18 protein-coding genes are annotated in these 20329 nt (G+C 59.2%); 10 read left to right on the forward strand and 8 right to left on the reverse strand.

The window, feature by feature from the left end:
* Positions 1–69 precede the first annotated feature (69 nt).
* The gene (locus HSW_RS18305) at positions 70–783 is read left to right on the forward strand and encodes an RluA family pseudouridine synthase (protein WP_044003172.1); all 714 of its coding nucleotides are present in this window, start codon (positions 70–72) and stop codon (positions 781–783) included.
* 62 nt (positions 784–845) lie between these two features.
* Here HSW_RS18305 and HSW_RS18310 read toward each other — a convergent pair whose 3' ends face one another.
* Positions 846–2303, reverse strand: a complete 1458-nt coding sequence (locus HSW_RS18310) for a hypothetical protein (protein ID WP_044003173.1) — start codon at positions 2301–2303, stop codon at positions 846–848.
* Positions 2304–2472: 169 nt separating this feature from the next.
* Between HSW_RS18310 and rplM the strand changes: the two genes are divergently transcribed.
* The 5 genes from rplM (at position 2473) to HSW_RS24405 (ending at position 5528) form a co-directional block, all read left to right on the forward strand.
* On the forward strand, positions 2473–2925 hold the full coding sequence (gene rplM, locus HSW_RS18315) for a 50S ribosomal protein L13 (protein ID WP_044003174.1): 453 nt from the start codon (positions 2473–2475) through the stop codon (positions 2923–2925).
* 34 nt (positions 2926–2959) lie between these two features.
* Positions 2960–3346 (forward strand): 30S ribosomal protein S9, encoded by a 387-nt coding sequence (gene rpsI / locus HSW_RS18320; protein ID WP_044003175.1) that lies wholly within the window; start codon positions 2960–2962, stop codon positions 3344–3346.
* Positions 3347–3366: 20 nt separating this feature from the next.
* On the forward strand, positions 3367–4134 hold the full coding sequence (rpsB, locus tag HSW_RS18325) for a 30S ribosomal protein S2 (RefSeq protein ID WP_044003176.1): 768 nt from the start codon (positions 3367–3369) through the stop codon (positions 4132–4134).
* A 159-nt stretch (positions 4135–4293) separates the two neighbouring features.
* On the forward strand, positions 4294–5133 hold the full coding sequence (gene tsf, locus HSW_RS18330) for a translation elongation factor Ts (RefSeq protein WP_044003177.1): 840 nt from the start codon (positions 4294–4296) through the stop codon (positions 5131–5133).
* Positions 5134–5207: 74 nt separating this feature from the next.
* Complete coding sequence (locus HSW_RS24405; RefSeq protein ID WP_155833048.1) at positions 5208–5528, forward strand: hypothetical protein; 321 nt, start codon at positions 5208–5210, stop codon at positions 5526–5528.
* A gap of 29 nt (positions 5529–5557) precedes the next feature.
* On the opposite strand, the gene HSW_RS18335 is transcribed toward HSW_RS24405, so the two are convergent.
* From HSW_RS18335 to HSW_RS18350, 4 genes are all read right to left on the reverse strand, one after another.
* Positions 5558–6604 (reverse strand): DUF3089 domain-containing protein, encoded by a 1047-nt coding sequence (locus HSW_RS18335; protein ID WP_044003178.1) that lies wholly within the window; start codon positions 6602–6604, stop codon positions 5558–5560.
* 92 nt (positions 6605–6696) lie between these two features.
* The gene (locus HSW_RS18340) at positions 6697–7875 is read right to left on the reverse strand and encodes an SHOCT domain-containing protein (protein ID WP_044003179.1); all 1179 of its coding nucleotides are present in this window, start codon (positions 7873–7875) and stop codon (positions 6697–6699) included.
* A 37-nt stretch (positions 7876–7912) separates the two neighbouring features.
* A complete protein-coding gene (locus HSW_RS18345) occupies positions 7913–8641 on the reverse strand; it encodes a hypothetical protein (RefSeq protein WP_044003180.1) in 729 nt (242 codons plus the stop codon).
* A gap of 58 nt (positions 8642–8699) precedes the next feature.
* Positions 8700–8945, reverse strand: coding sequence for a hypothetical protein (locus HSW_RS18350; RefSeq protein WP_044003181.1), 246 nt, complete (start codon positions 8943–8945; stop codon positions 8700–8702).
* A gap of 141 nt (positions 8946–9086) precedes the next feature.
* Between HSW_RS18350 and HSW_RS24605 the strand changes: the two genes are divergently transcribed.
* Positions 9087–9263 (forward strand): hypothetical protein, encoded by a 177-nt coding sequence (locus HSW_RS24605; protein WP_044003182.1) that lies wholly within the window; start codon positions 9087–9089, stop codon positions 9261–9263.
* A gap of 84 nt (positions 9264–9347) precedes the next feature.
* On the opposite strand, the gene HSW_RS18360 is transcribed toward HSW_RS24605, so the two are convergent.
* Both HSW_RS18360 and HSW_RS18365 read right to left on the reverse strand, forming a co-directional pair.
* Positions 9348–10352, reverse strand: a complete 1005-nt coding sequence (locus tag HSW_RS18360) for a YeiH family protein (RefSeq protein ID WP_231501317.1) — start codon at positions 10350–10352, stop codon at positions 9348–9350.
* Between the two features lie 72 nt (positions 10353–10424).
* Positions 10425–11336, reverse strand: a complete 912-nt coding sequence (locus HSW_RS18365) for a LysR substrate-binding domain-containing protein (RefSeq protein ID WP_052346605.1) — start codon at positions 11334–11336, stop codon at positions 10425–10427.
* A 143-nt stretch (positions 11337–11479) separates the two neighbouring features.
* Here HSW_RS18365 and HSW_RS18370 point away from each other — a divergent pair, with 143 nt between their 5' ends.
* The 3 genes from HSW_RS18370 (at position 11480) to HSW_RS18380 (ending at position 18003) form a co-directional block, all read left to right on the forward strand.
* Positions 11480–13534: a S9 family peptidase gene (locus HSW_RS18370; protein ID WP_044005093.1), complete on the forward strand. Its 2055-nt coding sequence runs from the start codon at positions 11480–11482 to the stop codon at positions 13532–13534.
* Positions 13535–13697: 163 nt separating this feature from the next.
* A complete protein-coding gene (locus tag HSW_RS18375; protein ID WP_231501318.1) occupies positions 13698–15167 on the forward strand; it encodes a M28 family metallopeptidase in 1470 nt (489 codons plus the stop codon).
* A gap of 343 nt (positions 15168–15510) precedes the next feature.
* Positions 15511–18003 (forward strand): TonB-dependent receptor domain-containing protein, encoded by a 2493-nt coding sequence (locus tag HSW_RS18380; protein ID WP_044003184.1) that lies wholly within the window; start codon positions 15511–15513, stop codon positions 18001–18003.
* Positions 18004–18111: 108 nt separating this feature from the next.
* Here HSW_RS18380 and HSW_RS18385 read toward each other — a convergent pair whose 3' ends face one another.
* Positions 18112–20238 carry an FUSC family protein gene (locus HSW_RS18385; RefSeq protein ID WP_044003185.1) on the reverse strand — a complete coding sequence of 709 codons (2127 nt, stop codon included), beginning with the start codon at positions 20236–20238 and terminating at the stop codon, positions 18112–18114.
* Positions 20239–20329 lie beyond the last annotated feature (91 nt).

The raw sequence follows: 20329 nt of genomic DNA on the forward strand, positions 1-20329 counted from the left end.
GCTGCTGTGCTTTGACTTTTTACTTTTTCCCTTTGACTTCGCCATAGCCCCGTACCTTTGCAGCTTCCTATGAAGCTGCCTGATTTCAACGACCTGATTTTGTTTGAAGACGACGATTTCGTCATCATCAACAAGCCCCCATTCCTGGCCACGCTCGATGAGCGGTTTGGCGGAGCGCCCAACATCCTGCGCCTGGCCCGCGAGAAATACGAAGACATCCAAGCCTGCCACCGCCTCGACAAGGAAACCAGTGGGGCGCTAGCGCTGGCTAAAAACCCGGCCGCCTACCGCCACCTGGCCATGCAGTTTGAGGACCGGCAGGTGAAAAAGGTGTACCACGCTGTGGCATGGGGCGTACATCACTACGACGGCCTCCGTGTGGACCGTAGCATCGAAACCACCACCAAAGGCAAGGCCCGCCTGGCGTACAAGGGCAAACCCGCCGTAACGCTGGTACGCACGCTGGAGGCCTATGCCCGGCACACGCTGCTGGAATGCCAGCCCGTTACCGGTCGCATGCACCAGATCCGCCTGCACCTAGCCTATCTGCAAGCCCCCATCGTGGGCGACGGTATGTACGGCGGCGACGATTTCTTCTTGTCGTCGCTCAAAAAGAAGTTCAATGTGAAGCAGGGCGAGGAGGAACAACCCTTCATCAAGCGGTTTGCTTTGCATGCCCGTCAGCTCACCTTTGCTAAACTAAATGGCGAGCTGGTAACCATTGAAGCCCCCTACCCCAAGGATTTCCGGGTGCTGGTGGAGAATCTGCAGCAGTACCAGTAATTATTTAGGTAAGTCCCAACGGAAAGGGCGACGCCATATGGCGTCGCCCTTTCCGTTGGGACTTACCTTTTTTCAAATACGGCAATCCGCACAGAGTCAACAGTATTTTTTTGACGGTTACGGGGCATAGCTCCCAGCCACCGTAACCGCAGGGATGCGTCAGCTCGCAGCTTTTCGAATGGCGTACCGCCCTCGACAACGGCGTACCATTCGTCCCAGAACACTAGGCTGCCTGTCGGCAATGGCCATTCCTTATCCTGTAGCACCAAGGCCGGCCGGTGGCGCGAACCAAACGGATCCAGCTGCGTGGCCATAGCTACATACGGATGCCAGTATACTATCTGAGCTCCATTGTATTTACGAGCAGCCCAGCGGCCGGCAGCATCCAACAGTAATTGATCAGAGGCCCGCCCGAAGTCCCGCTGCCATCGAAAGGCAATACGCGAACCGGAGAACAGAAACCCGATAACGGCCACCATCAGCACCACCCGAATTACCTTTCGGGTTCCGGAGGTGCGCCCCGCCATGCTCAGCAGCCACACGCCCCGCAATACAACTAGGCTCAACAGCGGCACTATGCTACAAATCACCCGTATCAGCCCCAATGAGCCGAATATACCCAACACCCAGAATACTGTATGAGCCGCCAGAAATACACTAATGCAGCCGTATACCAACAGTAATTCGGTGGTGAACACCATTTTACGGAGCCTCATGCCGGGTTGCAGCCATGCCCAAATCATACCTGCCCCTCCAAGCCAGAACAGCCCATACTGCACCCACCCGATGGTATCAGCCACTCCCATAATAAAGTGCCCTGCATGACCTGTAGCAAAAGAGTAGCTGGTATTATGCACTGGGTACGCATTGCGGGTGAAAGCCCACATAAAATCCTGATATACAAATAGCCCTGCCACCCCATACACTACAAACCCGAGGCCCAGCCACGGCAATGCTCTCCACTGGCGTGTCACCAGCAGATAAAAACCATACACAGCAATCAGCAGAAAGCCTTCTGAGCGAGCAAATGGCAGAAATGAGATAACCACTGCCCCCCAACTAACCTGGCGGCGCAAGGCTAAGGCTACGGCGGCTACCAATACCACACTAAAAGTAGGTTCGGTAAGACCGGAGAACTGAATCCGGAAATAGTCGGCGGAAGAGTAGCAGCAAATAATGGCCAACCAAGGCCAGGGCAACCGCAGTTGCCGGGCTGCGTCATATGCCAGACCCGCAGCGCAAGCTACCAGCAGGCACTGCAGCACCATCACCCCACGCAAACCTAGTTGTGCCGGCCCGGCCATAAGCTGTACCACCAGCGGCTTTGACCATGATTCCAGGAAATTTATGGGATGTTCGAAAGCATAGCGTGCGAACAGATAGTGCATGATACTGTCGCTGGAATCGTATGTACCCTGAGTCAGCACGGCAGTAAGCAAGGAGATACCTAGTAGCAATAGCAGCAAAGCATACGTACGGCGGTCAGCAGAGGCAGGAAGATTGGATTCGGGAGAAAGCATAGTGGCGGTAAAAATACATAGTAGCCGCAGAGAGTCTATCACTCAGTGTTTCAGAGACAATTATTAGCCACCAACTTGCATTTTGGCGGAAAGGCGGTAACTTTGTGTCCGTTTTCCCCGAACCGTGTTCGGCTTCTTCTTCATTTTCAAACGCTTATCCTCCTCCCCAATGGATCATCTGAGCTTCAAGACGGTATCCGTCAACAAAGCCAACGCCAACAAGGGCTGGGTTGTGGTTGACGCCGCCGACGCTACCCTAGGTCGTCTGGCCAGCCAAATTGCCAACATGTTGCGTGGCAAGCACAAGCCCTCCTTTACGCCCAACTCGGATTGTGGCGACAACGTCATCGTCATCAACGCCGACAACCTCCGCGTGACTGGCAAAAAGATGACCGACAAAATCTACATCACCCACTCGGGCTACCCTGGCGGACAGAAGCGCATCAACCTGCGCGACAAGAAAGCCAAGGACTCGACGCGCGTGATTGAGCACGCCGTACGGGGCATGCTGCAAGGCAACAAGCTGGGCGCGGAGCAGTTCCGCAACCTGTATGTGTATGCCGGCGTTGCGCACCCGCACGAAGCTCAGCAGCCCAAGGCTGTTTCTTTCACGAATCTCTAAGCCGAATTCGGCCTCTCTTTAACCTCTTCACTTAATGGAAATCTCCAATACCTCTGGTAGAAGAAAAACCTCGGTGGCCCGCATCTACATGCAGGCCGGGCAAGGGAATATCACTATCAACGGCCGGGACATCAAGGCTTACTTCAGCAATGAGCTCCTGGAAAACATCGTGAACCAGCCTTTGGCGACGGTCGAGCAAGTCGGCCAGTACGACATCAAGGTAAACGTGCGCGGTGGTGGCATCTCGGCTCAGGCTGAGGCTATCCGTCTGGCCATCTCGAAAGCCCTTGTAGGCGACAACGAAGAAGTTCGTCCCGCCCTGAAAAAAGAAGGCTTCCTGACCCGTGACCCGCGCATGGTGGAACGTAAGAAATTCGGTAAGCGCAAAGCTCGTCGTTCGTTCCAGTTCTCGAAACGCTAATCTTCCAGAGGAACTCTATCATGGCTCAGACCACCACGTATAAAGAACTGCTTGATGCCGGTGCCCACTTTGGTCACCTCACGCGCAAGTGGGACCCCAAAATGGCGCCGTACATCTTCATGGAGAAGAACGGCATCCATATTATTGACCTGAACAAAACCCTCGTTTCGCTCGACCACGCTGCTGCGGCTATCCGCAACATCGCCAAGAGCGGCCGCAAGGTGCTGTTCGTAGCTACCAAGAAGCAAGCGCAGGAAATCGTAACGGAAGAAGCTAAGCGCCTGAAAATGCCTTTCGTAACGGACCGCTGGTTGGGTGGCATGCTCACCAACTTCGCTACCGTACGCAAGTCGCTGAAGAAAATGAGCACCATCGACAAGATGGTGAAGGAAAACACGGCCTACGCCGCCCTCGCCAAGCGCGAGAAACTGATGATGTCGCGCGAGCGGGAGAAGCTGGAGCGCGTATTGGGTGGCATTGCCGACCTGAGCCGCCTGCCCGCTGCCCTGTTCGTAATTGACGTGAAGCGTGAGCACATTGCCGTGAAAGAAGCCCAGAAATTGGGTATTCCGGTATTCGCTATGTGCGACACGAACTCGAACCCCGAGTTGGTGCAATTCCCGATTCCCGCCAACGACGATGCTTCCAAGTCCATCCAGCTCATCGTGAGTGTGATTGGCAAGGCTATGGAAGATGGTCTGTCGGAGCGCAAAGTCGACAAAGAAGACGCCGACAAGAAGCAAGCCGAAGAAGAAGGCATTCAGGAGAAGCAGAACGCTGACGAATAGTCTTGAAGCAGCTGGAAGCTAGGAGCTAGGAGTTAGAATCTGTGATGTCGGCCACTCGCCCATTCAGTTCTGACTTTTAGCTCCTAGCTTCTTTCTGTACTGCTTCCCTCCTCTCATTTCATTCTAACTACTAGCTTTTCGCTACTAACTCCCAAAGAAATGGCAGCAATTACAGCCGCAGACGTGAACAAACTGCGCACCATGACGGGTGCGGGCATGATGGATTGCAAGAAAGCCCTGGTGGAAGCCGATGGCGACTTCGAAGCAGCCCGCGACTTGCTCCGCAAGCAGGGTCAGAAAATTGCCGACAAGCGTTCGGACAACGAAACGTCGGAAGGCGTGGTGCTGGCCGCCGTCAGCGAGGATGGCACCAACGGCAAGCTGGTGTCGCTGGCCTGCGAAACCGAGCCCGTTTCAAAGGTCCCCGATTTCAAGGAACTGGCCCAACGCGTGCTGAACACGGCTGTGAAAACCAACGCCGCTACCAAGGAAGAGCTGCTGGCTACTTCGCAGGAAGACGGCCGCTCCCTGCAGGAGCACATCACCGACCTGATGGGCAAAATTGGTGAGAAGCTGGTCGTAACGGCCTACGAAAACATCACGGCTGAGAAAGTAGCTTCCTACATTCACTCCGATAACAAGAAGGGTGTACTCGTGGCTATGAAGAACGTAGGCGGTGCCGACGTAACGACCGTTGGCCGCGACGTAGCGATGCAAATCGTAGCCATGAAGCCGGTTGCCCTCGATAAAGACGGCGTTGACTCGGCTACCGTGGAGCGCGAAATCGAAATTGGTAAAGAGCAGGCCCGCTCCGAAGGCAAGCCCGAGGCGATGCTGGAGAAGATTGCCCAAGGCAAGCTGAACAAGTTCTATAAAGAGAACACCCTGCTCAACCAGGAGTTCGTGAAGGACAACTCGGTGACCATCGCCCAGCTGCTCGACAAGACGCAGAAAGGCCTGACCATCTCGGACTTCAAACGCGTAGCCATCGTAGGCTAAGCTTCCTCGGAAGTTCATGCATAGAAAAGCCCTGCTGGTACCTGCCGGCAGGGCTTTTTTGTTATATTCCAAGCATGAAAGATGCCTGGTCAGCTACATCTGAGCCCTCCGGAGGAAGTTCATCTAATAAACATTTCCATTGGGGAAAATTCTTCTTGTGGATGGCAGCATCCTTTATTGTGGATGCAGTACTAGCTATAGTAATTCCTCTAATAACGTTTGCTGCATCCGGTTTCAATATACATGGTAGTACTTCAGGAAGTGAGTTATCCATGTACTACCTATTGAATATTATCCTCTTGGGCTATGCAGCATATAAAGGACGCGACGCAGCTTTAGGTTGTTTTTGTGGAGCGTTGTTACCTGTAATAACAATGCAGGGATGGTTTGGCTGATTTTCAATACATCAGCGGAAAATTTTGCACTACTGCCCGTTCAGCAGCATGCGGTAGGCACGCACGCGGGCGGCGGCATTCTGGCGGATGTTGCCGTAGAACAACGCGTAATCGGCGATGTGGAAGGAGTTGCGCAGTTCGGGATGGCCGGGTAGCAGGAAGCGGGGGTAGCCTTTGGGCTGCGGCGGGTGCACCCACACGAGGCCATTTGTTACCTTGGCATCCACTATGCGCTTATCCAGCCGATTAAAATCGTGCGGGACACCGCCCAGGTTCAGGCGGGCCGGAGCCGTAACAGTGTCGCGCGTCCAGGTAAGCGGATTGACGGCGACACCCTTTTCAAACGCCTTGGCGGCAGTTCCCCAGGCTACCGTGTTCCAGGCCATGTAGCAGCCCGTTTGGGTAGAATCCTCACATGGACGAAGGTGCTGAAAGTCGTCGGACTTTACATTGAAGCCAATGAGATACGCGGCCACCAGTTGTCGGCGCAGACTGGGGCTGGTTTCAAAGAAATCCTGCAGGAGCTGGGTGGCATGCACGGTTCCCTGGCTGTGGCTGGCAATGATGATTGGGCGGCCGTGGTTATAATTATCGAGATAGTACTGGAAAGCGGCCTTCACATCCATATATGCCAAGTCCAGGGCTGCTTTGCCACTGGTATCTTCCTCATCAAAAAACGAGTATAGTGTGGCCTGCCGGTATCGGGGTGCATACACCCGCGCCGTATTGTTGAAAGCTGTGGCCTGCCCCCGAATCACCGATTCATCGGTGAAGCGGTTGAGCCGCTCATCGGTAAGGCTGGCATTCCACTGCTTGCGCCAGTAGTAAGTAGTGGGGTGAATAAAGAAAACATCGGCCGGGGCGTTGCGCTGGTTGTCATGCAGCAGCGTGTTGCGGGGCACCACATCGGCAGAGTCGCGCCGGTCGGGCAGAGCGGCCCAGTTGTCCTCCATGCGGTAGTCAGGGGCCTCGGGAACCGGGGAAACGGCAAAGTCCTGCGCTGGTTTGAGTACTTTCAGGCAGGCACTCAGCGGCAAAACTCCCAGGATAAGCAGATAGAAAAAACGGAGGCGCATTAGAGAAGGTAAAAATCGGCGGGCTATAAAAACGCCAACGCACGCCGCCGGTTGCAGGCAGCGTGCGTCGGGGCCACCAAAAAGCTGGCCAGTTAGTCGCTAAAGTTATTTTCGAGCAGTTTTTCCTGGCGCAGATACACGATTTTAAAATTCTTGTCGAAGCGCACTCGTACCTGGGCAGCGGTCTGCTGATGCTTCTGCAATGACTGCCGTAACGCGCTGCTTTTCTCCACGAAGGTGACTACCCGGGAGCCGTCGGCCACGGGCGGGCTTACCTTCAGCGTTCCAGGCTCGATAGTACTCTGCGCCTCCAGAAATTCGGGAAAATGCGACCTGTCAAGCTCGGCGGTAATAGCGGCCGGCGTGGTATTCTGCTGCAGATAGAAACGCTCTACTCTGGGAGCAAAGTACGCCGAGGCCGAAAAAGGTGCGGCCTGCAGATCGGCATAATAGTTCTGCAAAACCCCTTCAATTCGGGCCTGGGCCGCGCTTTCATCGGCTACTACAGGTGTGGCCGACGCATCCTCAGCCGGAGTCGTTACGGGCGCAGCTACGGAATCGGGGGCGGGCGTAAAGGGCACGACCGGAGCAACACGAATGGTTTCGGGGGCGGCTGCCGGCGGCAGATCAATCTGCTCCGACTGCGGGCCTTCTTCGGGACGCGTTGCCAGGGAATCGGCAGCGGTGAGGTTGGTGCTGGACAGGCGCTCGGAGTCACGGTTGCCCATCATCAGGTATGCTACCAGGCCCAACAGCAGCAGTATTCCGCCGATTATGAGAATAGTACCGAGGGGGCTTTTAGCTGGCGCGGTGTAGGGAGCTTCTTCCACATACTCTTCTCCTGCCGCCGCGGCCGGGGTTATAAAGGCATCCTCCTGGCTGGGCGAAGCCCCGGGCCGGCCGGCTTCCAGTGGGTGCGAGAAACCCGGGGTGGCAGCAGGTGGGGTCGGCGGCACGGCCATTGCCGGTCCCCCGCCAGTAGATGCGGTGGTTACGGGCGGCAGCAGCGGGTCTTCAATAGGCGCAATGGTGGCCGTGGGGTCGGGCGTAATCGGAAACGCGGGCGGTATTGCGCCAATGGGCTGACCCAGCGAAACCGACAGATCGGGCTGCGGGGCCGTGGGCGGAGCAGAGGCGGGCGAAGCAGGCGCAGCAGTGGGGAATAGCAGCTTCTGCTTCAGCACATCGAACTCCTGCTGCGTAATGGTGCCGGCGTCGAGCCATTCCTTGAGCTGGCGCAGGGTATCGAGGGGAGAAGAGTCTTTTTCCATGAATCGGGAGAAACGCCTGGAGAGGCGTGGGAGGGCGTTATTTTCGGTCGAGGTTGGTAAGGCGGGCGCGACGGCGCTCTAGCTGCTGTTTACGCAACTCCATGAGACGCACATTGTCGAGCAGCTTCACGGAATCCTCGGCCGATTTGAGCTTGTTGTCGATGTTCTGCTTCTTGAGCTGCTCGATTTTTTCGAGGTTCGATTTGGTGTTGCCAGCTAGGCTGACGCGCTCCTTTTCGAGTTTTTCCTTCTCCTTCTCAGCGGCAGCTACTTGCTTCTCAGCTTCCGAAATTTGCTCCCGATAGGCTTTCAGACGGGCAGCGGCAGCAAAGCTCTGCACGATGTTACGCAGGGAGCTGAATTCCGAAGGAGTACCGGTAGCCGACAGAAACGACTCGGGGCCGGTGGCGGCCCACACCGACAGTTCCGCCACCGAATCGGAGGGCGCGGTGACGGTGGAGTACAGGTCGATGAGCTTGCCCGTGACGCTGGACATGGGCACCTGTTTAGCCGCCAGAATGTCCTTTTTGCCCACCCCGAATACTCCGTCGCCTTTCAGCCTGATGTTGTAGGTATCCTTAAGCCAGCTTTGCCAGAAGTCGCGCGTCCACTGGGCGCTGCCGTCAATCTGCACTTTGAAGGCTTCCCGCTCCCGTTTTTCAAAGTTTACGGTACTGGTGCGGGTATCGTACAGCTGGGCCTGGGCGGTAGCGGCGGTGGTAAGCAACAAAGTTGCACTCAGCAGCAGATGAGAAACGCGTAGCATGGTTGAAGGGAGGAACAGGGAGTGAAACAGAAAAACGCAGTTAACTGCCGGACGGTTATCAGATACCGTGCCGGTCGAAGGCAGCCTGCAGGTCCTGCTGCATCAACCGGAACCGCTGCACGGCCGACCCGATAAATTCCTCGTCCAACAGGGTATGGACGTCGTCCTCACTCGTGAGGTCCAGTTCACTCACCTTGTACGTTTGCTCAAAAGGACCTTTTTCCAGCTTGATCAGGTATTTACCGTTCCAGCTGAACAGAGTAATCTTGGCATCAGGATGCGGAATGACGGCGAGCTGGCGCATAACAAAGAACGGGAGCAGTTGAACGGGGCGAAGATACGCAGTGACCCGCAACCCCAACCGGTAGCTCGACATAACACCTACTTACTTCGCTCGTACAGCCTGGTATAATTCGGATTGTTTCACCTTCACCCCATTTGCATCATGCCACAGGGAGATAAATCGGCTTACACCGACAAGCAGAAGCGGCAGGCTGAGCACATTGAAGAGAGCTATGAAAAGCGCGGCGTTTCGGAAGAAGAAGCTGAAAAGCGCGCCTGGGCTACCGTCAACAAGCAGGACGGCGGCGGCAAGAAGAGCGGCTCCGGCCGTGGGAAATAAAGAGCCCTCTGATAAGGAAAACACTACAAAAAAGCCCTCAGCCGAGTAGCTGAGGGCTTTTTTTATCGCTTATTTTTAGTGAAGCTATACGTGTATAATCACATAAAGTGAGGCCGTGGAAACCACTACCCACAGCAGCACGCCCAGCGCAAACGGCTTCGGCCCCACTGAGCGGATGGCTTTCAGAGACAGGCCGGCCCCGATGAAGAACAGTGTAACCGTGAGCCCCAGACGGGCTGCCTGCACCAGCCAGGGGCCTACGATGTGGGTAGCGGGCACGTAGGTGTTCAGCAGCATAGCTCCGATAAAGCCCAGAATAAACCAGGGCAGCTTCACTTTCACGTCCTGCTGCTTGAACACCATAGCAGTGCTCAATGCCACCGGAATAATCCAGAGGGCGCGGGCCAGCTTGACGGTAGTGGCGACTTCCAGCGCCTCTTTACCATAGGCAGCGGCCGCTCCTACTACAGAGGAAGTATCGTGAATGGCAATGGCGCACCAGAGGCCAAACTGCTGCTGCGTGAGACTAAGCGCGTGCCCGATGGGCGGAAACGCAAACAGGGCAATGGCATTGAGCACGAATACCGTAGCCAGCGCCACCGACATTTCCTCATCCCTAGCGCGCAGAACCGGGCCTACCGCCGCAATAGCTGAGCCCCCGCAGATGGCAGTACCGCAGGAAATCAGGTGCGTTACGTGGCGACCCAGCTTCAGCCAGCGACCGACCACGTATCCCAGCAGCAACGTACCAAAAATGGAACAAACGGTAAAGAGAATGCCTTCGCGCCCGGCCTCTACGGCCGCGTGGGCATTCATCCCAAAGCCTAGCCCGATGACGGAGAACTGGAGCAGTTTGGCCGTGTACTGTTTGGTAAACGCGGGAAAAGGGTTGCCGAGCGTCTGGGCCAGCCACAGCCCCAGGGCCAGAGCCAGCGGCGGCGAGGCCCAGGGCGTAAGGCAGAATACCAGTATCAATACAAATCCTATCCGGGACAGGAGTAGCTGGTGGAAGGCCTTAGCAGCGGGGAGGTGGTGTTGCCGTAGGGACGCTGCCGCATGGTGGGTGGGAGGTGGAAGGGTGGCTTTCACGGAGGGGAAACGGAAGTGGGTGCTTCAACGCAAAAGTACGACCTCTCCTACCCTCTTAATAATCCCGAATAGTTATACGCTATTACCTGAAGTTATAACGCCCTGCACATGTCGCAGGAAACGCTCGGCGGGCCGGGTCAGGGGCTGGCCCTGCACCCATAGGGCCTCAAACTGCCGGGGCAGCCGCAACCCCCGAATGGGTACCTCCTCCAGCAGCCCCGCCGCCAGTTCCCGCGTGAGGGCCCGCCTAGATACAAAACCCAAGGCTTCGGGTGCGGCTTCGAGGTAGGTTTTAATGGCCTCGGTGTTGTCGAAGTAAAAGGCGACGTGCAGGCTGGCGAGCTTGATTTTCTGCTCCCGCAAGGCAAATTCCAGGACTTCCAACGTACCCGAGCCTCGCTCCCGCAGCACCAGCGGGCAAGCCAGGGCCTCTGACAGCGGCACGGGCAAGGCAGGTGGGCCGGCAGCAGTGGCACGGCGCACGGCTACCAGCTCATCATCCAGTAGCGGTTCATAATGCAGATCCTGGCTTTTAGAGCGGCCTTCCACAAACCCCAGATCCAGCTGACCGGCAAGGATGGCCTCGGCAATCTGCTCGGAGTTGCCGTTGAGCAGCGTCAGCTCCACTTGGGGGTAACGGTGCCGGAAGCCGGGCAGCACGGCGGGCAGCACGTACTGGCTGAGGGTAGTGCTGGCCCCCAGGCGCAGGCGGCCGGCCGCTTCGCCGTGCAGTTGGTGCAGCTTTTCGGTAAGCATCTGGTGGAGCAGTTCCACCTCATCGGCGTGGGAGAGCAGCAACGTGCCGGCTTCGGTGAGACTGATGCGGTTGCCACGCCGCTCGAACAGCCGCTGCCCGTAGGTGCGCTCCAGCTCCCGGATGTGCTTGGTAATGGCCGGCTGGGTGATGTACAGCTCCTGGGCCGCCCGGGTAAAGCTCAAATGCCGGGCCACCGCCTGAAACACACGTAATCGAAAATCAGGCATAGTAGCGCATGCTTTAGCTTGCGAAAAACAGAACGGCCCGGCTGAAGTATCAGCCAGCGGGTAGCAGTCAGGCGCGGGGAAAGTACCTTTGCCCTTCTCCCACCCTCATTGCCCTTGCTTCCGCAAGCTACAGCATGCGCTATATGAAACGAAACCTATTGACCGCGCTGGCGCTGCTGCCGCTGGCCGCCGCTGCCCAAACCGGCAGCACCTACACCCCCGAGCTACTTTGGAAGCTGGGTCGCCTGGGCGAAATGCAGGTGTCGCCGGACAAGAAAACCGTGGCCTATACCGTCACGCGCTACAACCTGGCCGATAACAAGGGCCAGTCCGACATCTGGCTGGTGCCCGTGGCCGGCGGACCGGCCCGGCAGCTCACCAACACGCCCGCTGTATCAGAAAACACCCTGAACTGGCGGCCCGACGGCAAGCTAACCTTCCTGAGCGGGGAAAGCGGCACCGACCAGCTCTACGTGATGAGCCCCGACGGCTCGGGCAAGCAGCTGCTGAGCCAGTTTTCCGACGAGGGCCTGAGCAACCTGAAGCTGGCCCCCAAAGCCAACTTCCTACTCTACACCCAAGACGTGAAAACCGGCAAATCGGTGCAGGACTGGTACCCCGACCTGCCCAAGGCCGATGCCAAGATCATCGACGACCTGAACTACCGCCACTGGAACGTGTGGGACGACTACAAAGCCTCGCACGTGTTCTTCCAGCCCCTGGGCCCCGATGGCAAGCCCACCGGCTACGGCAAGGACGTGATGGCCGGCGAGAAGTTCGACTCGCCGCTGCAGCCACTGGGCGGCTCCGAGCAGATCAACTTCGCGCCCGACGGATACCGGCTAGCTTACACCTCGCGCAAGCTCACGGGCAAGGCCGAGGCCGAAAGCACCAACTCCGACATCTTCCTCTACGACGTACGCTCGGGCCAGACCCAAAACCTGAGCGAGGGCCTGGGCGGCTACGACACGGAGCCGACTTTCTCGCCCGATGGCTCGAAAGTAGCCTGGCTGAGCATGGCCACGCCGGGTTTTGAGTCGGACCGCAACGGCGTGGTGGTGTATGATTTCAAGACGAAGGAGCGTGAGGACGTAACGAAGGGCTCGGAGCAGAGCGCCGCCAACCTGCGCTGGAGCCTCGATGGCAAGACACTGTACTTCGTGAGCCCGCTGGAAGGCACCGAGCAGCTGTTCAGCGTACCGACCAAGGGCGGCAAGGTGCAGCAGCTCAGCAAGGGCGCATTCAACTACAACAGCTTCGAGCTGGCCGGCCCCGGCGTGGCCATCGTCAGCAAAACTACCCAGGCCAGCCCCGCCGACTTGGTGCGCGTGGACCTGAAAACCGGCCGCGAAACGGCCCTTACCACCATCAACGCGCAGGAGTTGGCCGGCGTGAAAACCGGCAAGACCGAGGCCCGCATGGTACGCACCACCGACGGCAAGCAGATGCAGGTGTACGTCATCTACCCACCCGATTTCGACCCCGCCAAGAAATACCCGGCGTTGCTGTACTGCCAGGGCGGCCCGCAGAGCCCGATTACGCAAAGCTTCTCATACCGCTGGAACTTCCAGCTGCTGGCGGCCCAGGGCTACATTGTGGTGGCGCCCAACCGCCGCGGCCTGCCCGGCTTCGGCACCGAGTGGAACAACAGCATCTCGGGCGACTGGGGCGGTCAGCCCATACAGGACTACCTCTCGGCCATTGATAACGTGAGTGCCGAGCCCTACGTGGACAAGGCCCGCCTGGGCTGCGTGGGTGCCAGCTACGGCGGCTACTCGGTGTACCTGCTGGCCGGCAAGCACGAGGGCCGCTTCAAGACGTTTATTGCCCACTGCGGCCTCTACAACCTCACCAGCTGGTACCCCAGCACCGAGGAAATGTTCTTCGCCAAGCACGACATCGGGGCCGCGCCCTGGGAAACCCCGCTGCACAAGAGCTACACCGATTTCAACCCGCAGCAGTTTGCCAAGAACTGGGATACGCCCCTGCTGGTAATTCACGGCGGCAAGGATTTCCGGGTGCCCGAGGGCCAGGGCATGGAAGCTTTTGGCACGGCGCAGCTGCGCGGTATCCCGAGCCGCTTCCTGTACTTCCCCAACGAGGGCCACTGGATTGGCAAGCCGCAGAACTCGGTGCTCTGGAACCGGGTATTCTTCGACTGGCTGGGCCGCACGCTCAAGCCGGAAACCACGAAATAATCTTTGCCCCGCTCCACCATTGGTGAGCGGGGCTTTTCGTGTAGCTTTCCTTTTTCACGCAGTGGCGCGCGGTGGTTGGCGCAGTGGTTTGCAGTGAACGACCACCCCGAACCACTGCGTATCCCACTGCGAACCACTGCGAGAAATCAACTATATGACCAACATGTCCATTCGTCGGCTGCTGCTGGCTGGGTTGCTGGCGGCGACTCCGCTGCTGGCGCCGGCCCAGAAAAAGCCCGCCAACGCCCTCGGTGCCATCAAGGAAGCCGACATCAAAGCCGACCTGTTTGCCCTGGCCGACGACAAGTACCGGGGCCGGGAAGGCGGCACCCTCGATGAGCTGCGGGCCAGCGTGTGGCTGGCCGAGAAGATGCGCGCCCTGGGCCTGCAGCCCGCCGGCGACGACGGCACCTTCTTCCAGTTCTTCAACCTGCAGCGCACCCGCCTCACCAAAGCCAGCCGCCTGAGCATCGGCGCGCACCCGCTGCGGCCCAACCACGATGCCCTAGTGTTTGCGCCCACCACCTACGCCGTGCAGGCCCCGCTGGTGTACGTGGGCACCGGCACGGCCGCCGAGCTGGCCAAAACCGACATCAAAGGCAAGGCCGTGGCCCTGCTGTTCTCGGGTCAGCCCCCGGCCGACATGAGCTTCCGGCGCTACCTGAGCCAGGTGCTGCGCGATAAGTCGGCCGAGCTGCTGAAGGCCGGGGCGGTGGCCGTGGTGTTTGTGGCCGACGACCGGGCCCAAAACATTTACGAGCACTGGGACCATACCTACGAGCGGGGCCGCTATGGTTTGCCCGGCGACGCCAACGTGGCCGCCGTCACCACCGCCCCCACCCTACTACTGCCCGCCAGCGCCCTGAGCTGGGTGCAGCAGGCCGGCCAGCAGTTCACGGCCGATTTGCGCACCGAGTCGTTCCAGTACCCTTCGGTGAATATCGTGGCTACCGTACCGGGCACCGATGCCCAGCTCAAAAACGAGTACGTGCTGTTCAGCACCCACCAGGACCACGACGGGGTGCGCGAGGCTGTGCAGGGCGACTCCATCTGGAACGGGGCCGACGACAACGCCACCGGCTGCGCCGCCCTGCTGGCCATCATGAGGGCCTATAAGCAGCAGCCCGCTCGCCGCTCGGCACTGTTCGTGTTTCACGGGGCCGAGGAACGGGGCCTGCTGGGCTCCCGCTACTACTCGGCCAAACCCACCGTGCCGCAGAAGAGCATTGTGGCCGTACTGAACGCCGAAATGATGGGCCGTAACACCCCCGATTCGGCCGCGCTACTGGGCTCCATCCCGCCCCACCTGAACTCCTCCGACTTGGTGAAAACCGCTTTGGAAGCCAACCAGCAGGGCCCGAAGTTCAAGCTGGATACCAAGTGGGACCAAGCCAGTCACCCCGAGGGCTGGTACTTCCGCTCCGACCACCTGCCCTACGCCCGCTTGGGCATTCCGGCCGTGATGTACACCTCCTGGCTCCACCCCGATTATCACACGCCCAAGGACGAAGCCAGCCGCATCGACTACGGCAAGCTCCTGCGCATGACGCAGTGGATGTACCTCACCGGCTGGGCCGTGGCCAACCGCCCCACCTCACCCGCCCGGGAACCCGGCTTCAAGCTGGAACGATAAGCACCAAATCATTAAAAGTGAGGCGCTGGCTGATGTGAAAGCATCGGCCAACGCCTCGTTTCTTTGTACTATAACCCCAACTGCTACGGCTGCTGTAGAGACGTGACACTTCGCGTCTTCTCATTGAACGACGCCGTCAGGTTTGGGGCAGCATAAACCTCCTCAGCAACAAGGGGTGCGAAGTATTGCATCTTTACAGGCAAATACTTGAGGGAAAGAGAACGGAAATCAACACGCTACCCAAATTGTTTTATTTAGATTTTTTCTAATCACTTATTTAAAATCAATCTGAACAGTAGTACTTTTGCAGCCGAAAACGGGACCTTCTGTCCCGGCCTGGTTTATGCGAACTACGTCTCTGCTGCTCACTTCTTTGCTGACGGCCACCGTGCCGGCTCTACACACCACTGCCGCTACTCCCAGCGTTACGAACGGTCCGGACGAAACCGGCCGTGGGGCCACGCTCACCGGTACCGTGCTCGACCGCACCGGCCAGCCCGTGGAGGGCGTGCTGGTAACGGTAGCCGACCGCTCGGCCACCACCGACGCCCGCGGCAGCTTCCGCCTCTACGGCCTGCCGGCCGGCGAAGCCACCGTGGCGGTAACCGGCCTCAGCACCAAACCCCAGACGCAAACGCTCACGCTCCAGAGCGGGCAGTCCTACACCCTGCGCTTCACGCTGGAAGAAGCCCTGCGCGAGCTGGCGGGCATAACCGTTGCGGCCAAGGCCACCCGCTACGCCCCGGAAGTAGACGGCACGACGGTGACGGCCGGCAAGAAAAACGAAATCATTCAGCTGGATAAGCTCGATGCCAACCTGGTGGTGAACTCGGCCCGGCAGGTGTTTGCCAAGGTGCCCGGCATTACGGTGTGGGAGAGCGACGGCTCGGGCCAGCAGATCAACGTGGCCAGCCGTGGCCTCTCGCCCAACCGCAGCTGGGAGTTCAACACCCGCCAGAACGGGATGGACATCAGCTCCGACCCCTTCGGCTACCCCGAGGCCTACTACAACCCGCCGCTGGAGGCTGTAGACCGCATCCAGATTATCCGGGGGGGCGGCTCCTTGCAGTACGGGCCCCAGTTCGGTGGTATGCTCAACTACGAGCTCAAGCACGGACCGCGCGACAAGAAAATCGAGTTTGAAACCAGCAACTCGGTGGGCAACAACGGGCTGGTGGGCACTTACAACTCGCTGGGCGGCACGGTAGGCAAAGTGAGCTACTTTGGCTACTACCAGCAGCGCCTGGGCGGCGGCTGGCGCGACAACTCGGAGTTCAACATCCGCAACGCGCATGTGAACGTGCAGTTCCAGGCCACCAGCAAGCTGCGCCTCGGGGCCGAAATCAGCCACCTGGGCTACGAGATTCAGCAGCCCGGCGGCCTCACCGATGCCCAGTTCTACAACGGCAACGTGCGCAACAGCTCACGCGGCCGCAACTGGTTCAGCACCCCCTGGACGATTCCGGCCTTCACAGCCGACTACCAGTTCTCGGAGCGCACCCGCCTGAGCCTGAAAACCTTTGGCTTGCTAGGCGAGCGAAACTCCATTGGCCTGGCCAGCAGCGTGGGCGTGGACAAGCCCGACGCGGTGAACCCCGCCACCGGCCAGCCCGCCAACCGCCAGCTCGACCGGGACCGGTACCGCAACCTGGGCTCGGAGCTGCGCCTGCTCACCGATTACGGCCTGCTGGGCCAGCAGCACACGCTGGCCGCTGGCGTGCGCGTGGCCGCCGCCAACCTGGGCCGCCGCCAGCAGGGCAAGGGCGACACCGGCTCCGACTTCAACCTGGACCTGCAAGCCGCACGCTACGGCCGCGACCTGAGCTTCCGGACCCGCAACTACGCCGCCTTCGTGGAAAACATTTTCCGCCTGGGCTCCCGCTTCACTTTCACGCCGGGCGTGCGCTATGAGGTGATTGACAACGAAGGCCGCGGCTACCTGAGCCTGAACGCCGACGGCTCGGAAAACCAGATCAAGCAGGACTCGCGCCGCCGCGTGTTTCTGTACGGGGCCGGGGCCGAACTGCGCGTGACCGACCAGACCAACCTGTACGCCAACTATTCGCGGGCCTTCCGCCCGGTGACCTTCGGCGACCTGACCCCGCCGGCCACGTCCGACGTCATCGACCCCAACCTGAAGGATGCCCGCGGCTATAACGCCGAGGTGGGTTACCGGGGCACCTGGGGCAAGGTGCTCACCTTCGACGTGGACGCCTTCTGGCTGAACTACGACAACCGCATCGGGACCATCCGGCGGCTGGTACCGGGCAGCACTACCCAAACCCAGCAGCTGCGCACCAACATTGGCACCAGCGTACATAAGGGCGTGGAAGCCTACGTGGAGCTGGACGTACTGCACGCCCTCACCCAGAACTTTGAGCTGCCCCACCTGGACGTATTCGTTTCCTCAGCCCTGGTGGATGCCCGCTACACCCGCCTGCTGACTACTACGCTGGCTAATGGCGGTATTCAGGAAGGTGATCTGAAAGATAACCGCGTGGAGTACGCGCCCAAATACACGCACCGCGTGGGCGCTACCTTCGCTCACAAGGGCCTTTCGGCTACGGCCCAGCTCACGCGGGTTTCCAGCGTGTTTGCCGATGCCAACAACACTGTGGCCGCCAATGCTGCCGCCACCACCGGCCGCGTGCCCGGCTACTCGGTTACCGATCTGTCGGCCACCTACCGCTTCGCCAAACGCTTTACGGTGCGCGGTGGCCTCAACAACGTGTTCGACAAAAACTACTTCACCCGCCGCTCGGGTGGCTACCCCGGCCCCGGCCTGCTGCCCGCCGACGGCCGCACCTGGTTTGCCTCGGTGGGCGTGAAGCTCTAGGTTTTATAGAAGCTGCAGGCAGTAAGCGGCAAGTCAAAAGCTCCGGACGGCAAGGAATCAACCCCTGCTATCCGGAGCTTTTGACTTGCCGCCTGAAGCTTGCAGCTTCTATTTTAGCACGGCTTCCGTGACTTTGTTGATGTCGCTGCTTACTTTTTGGATGAACTCCAGCTGCTCCCCCAGCTGCGCGTCGGGCAGATGCGTGGGAGCGGGCACGGGAAGGTCAGTAGGCATGCTTTCGGGCTCCTGCGGATCAAGGCGGTGCAAGCTGCGGTGTAGCGACTGTTGCGCGTGGCGCAGGCTCTTGAGGCCGGCAGCGGGCAGGGCCGGCCGGGTTTCGCCATTGAGCAAAGAGGTAGTAATGGAGGCCACGTTGGACGACAGGATGTGGTTGAGCACCACAAATTCGTGTACCTCCGTGGGCCGGTGCTGCTTGCCCCGGGGCTCCGACATCATACGCTGAAAGGCCGCGCCCAGGTTAGCCGACGATACGTACACTTCCTTGCGGGCCAGCTTATAATCAACCAGGGCCACCGGGGAGCCAATCAGGACCTCCTGCAAGGTGCGCAGGTATTGTAGATTGGCCCGCAGCACAGCCTTCAGATAATCCTGCAACTGGTCGGATTCCCACCTTGGAAACAGCACATAGCCCACGGTGAAGGCAATGAAGCACCCCAATACGGTATCAAACACCCGCTCCTCCACCACCTGTACATAACCCAGCCCCAGAAAGCTAAACAGGATGAGAATAAAGGGCGTCATGAACGTGACGGTGACCAGATAATTGATGCGCACAAAGCTGTACGACACCACCATAAACACCACCATCAGGGCCAGCAGCACCATTCGGTCGGGAATGATCCATAGGATGCAGGCCCCCAGCACGCCGCCTGCTAGCGTGCCCAGTACGCGCTGTACGTTGCGCTGTTTGGTGAGGCTGAAGGCCGGTTTGAGCATGTAGGTAATCGTCATGAGCACCCAGTAGCTGTGGTGGCCGGGCAGCACTTTGGTAATCAGAAACCCGATCAGACAGGCTACCAGCATGCGTACGGAATGACGGAAAACGCCTGAGTGCAGCGTCAGATGGTCGCGCAGCTGCTTAAAGTCGAAGCTCTGGTGGGCCACGAACCGGCCAAACTCCAGCTCCCGCCCCGAGGCAGCCGGCGCGTTGGCGTCGAAATAAGCCAGAATATCCTGGAGGCGCAGCACGAGGTTGCGCAGGTTCACCAGAATCTTCTTGAGCATGAGCGTATGGCCGGGCCGCGTAGGGTCTTCCAGCGCATCAATGCGGGTTTTTATGCGGTCCAGACCGGCCAGCAGGTCGCGGCGGGCGGTGTAGCCGTGGTTGGCCTGAATGGCGAAGCCGATGCTTTCCAGCTCAGCCGCCAGCTCTTCTATTTCACTCGCCACGGCATCGAGAATCCCGGTAGGCTCGAAGCGGCGGTGCAGATCGGCGTAGTCGTAGTAGGTGATGGTAATCTGCTCGTAGAGGTCTACCAGATCCACGAACGTGAGTACCAGCCGTCGCCCCGTACCGGTGGATTCCTTGATGAGCTGGCGGGTTTTGAACAGAATTTCGCGCACGGCATCCTGCTTCTCACTCACGGTTACCTGCTGGGCCACCAAGCGGCGGTAATCGGCCTCCAGGTTGGTGCCGGTGCGGTAGAACTCGGCCTTGAGGCGCAGAAAATCCGCCACGGATCGGATGGCGTCGCCAAGGGCCTGCTGGGCCACGCGATAGGGCCGCAGTTGGTTGAGCAGCCCCGCAATACCGGCATACCAGAGGCCACCCATCACCACCAAGCCGGCGTGAGGCAGCACTTCAGCCGGGGCCAGTGGTCGGTCCAGCATCAAAATCATGATCAGCAAACCGGCGGTACCCACCGCGCCGGCCCGGTTACCATAGGCCAGCAGCAAGGTAAAAATGAAGCTCACACTCACCACCATCAGCCCCAGCAGCCACGGATACGGCCCCAGAAAGCCGGTCAGTAGGGCCATTAGGCCCGTCAGGACGGTAGCGGCCAGCATGCCGTTGCGCTTGTGCGCGGGCGGTCCGGGTATATCGGTCAGGCTCACGCACACCGCCCCGAGCGACATGGTGAGGCCGGTGTTCAGGTCGCCGTGCCAGCCCAAAACCAGCCCCGGCAACAAAATGGACAGCGTGGTGCGCACGCCATCAGAGAATTCCTGGCCGGAGAAGAAGTAGCGAAGGGAGCGGAAATTGAAACCAGACATGAAGGGCGCAACAGACGACGAGGCAAAAGCAGCAGAACCGCAGGCCTAACTAGCCGATTATTTTCGGCATTCTAACGCAGAACGGCGCGGC

Source organism: Hymenobacter swuensis DY53, assembly GCF_000576555.1.
GTDB classification, from domain to species: Bacteria; Bacteroidota; Bacteroidia; order Cytophagales; family Hymenobacteraceae; genus Hymenobacter; species Hymenobacter swuensis.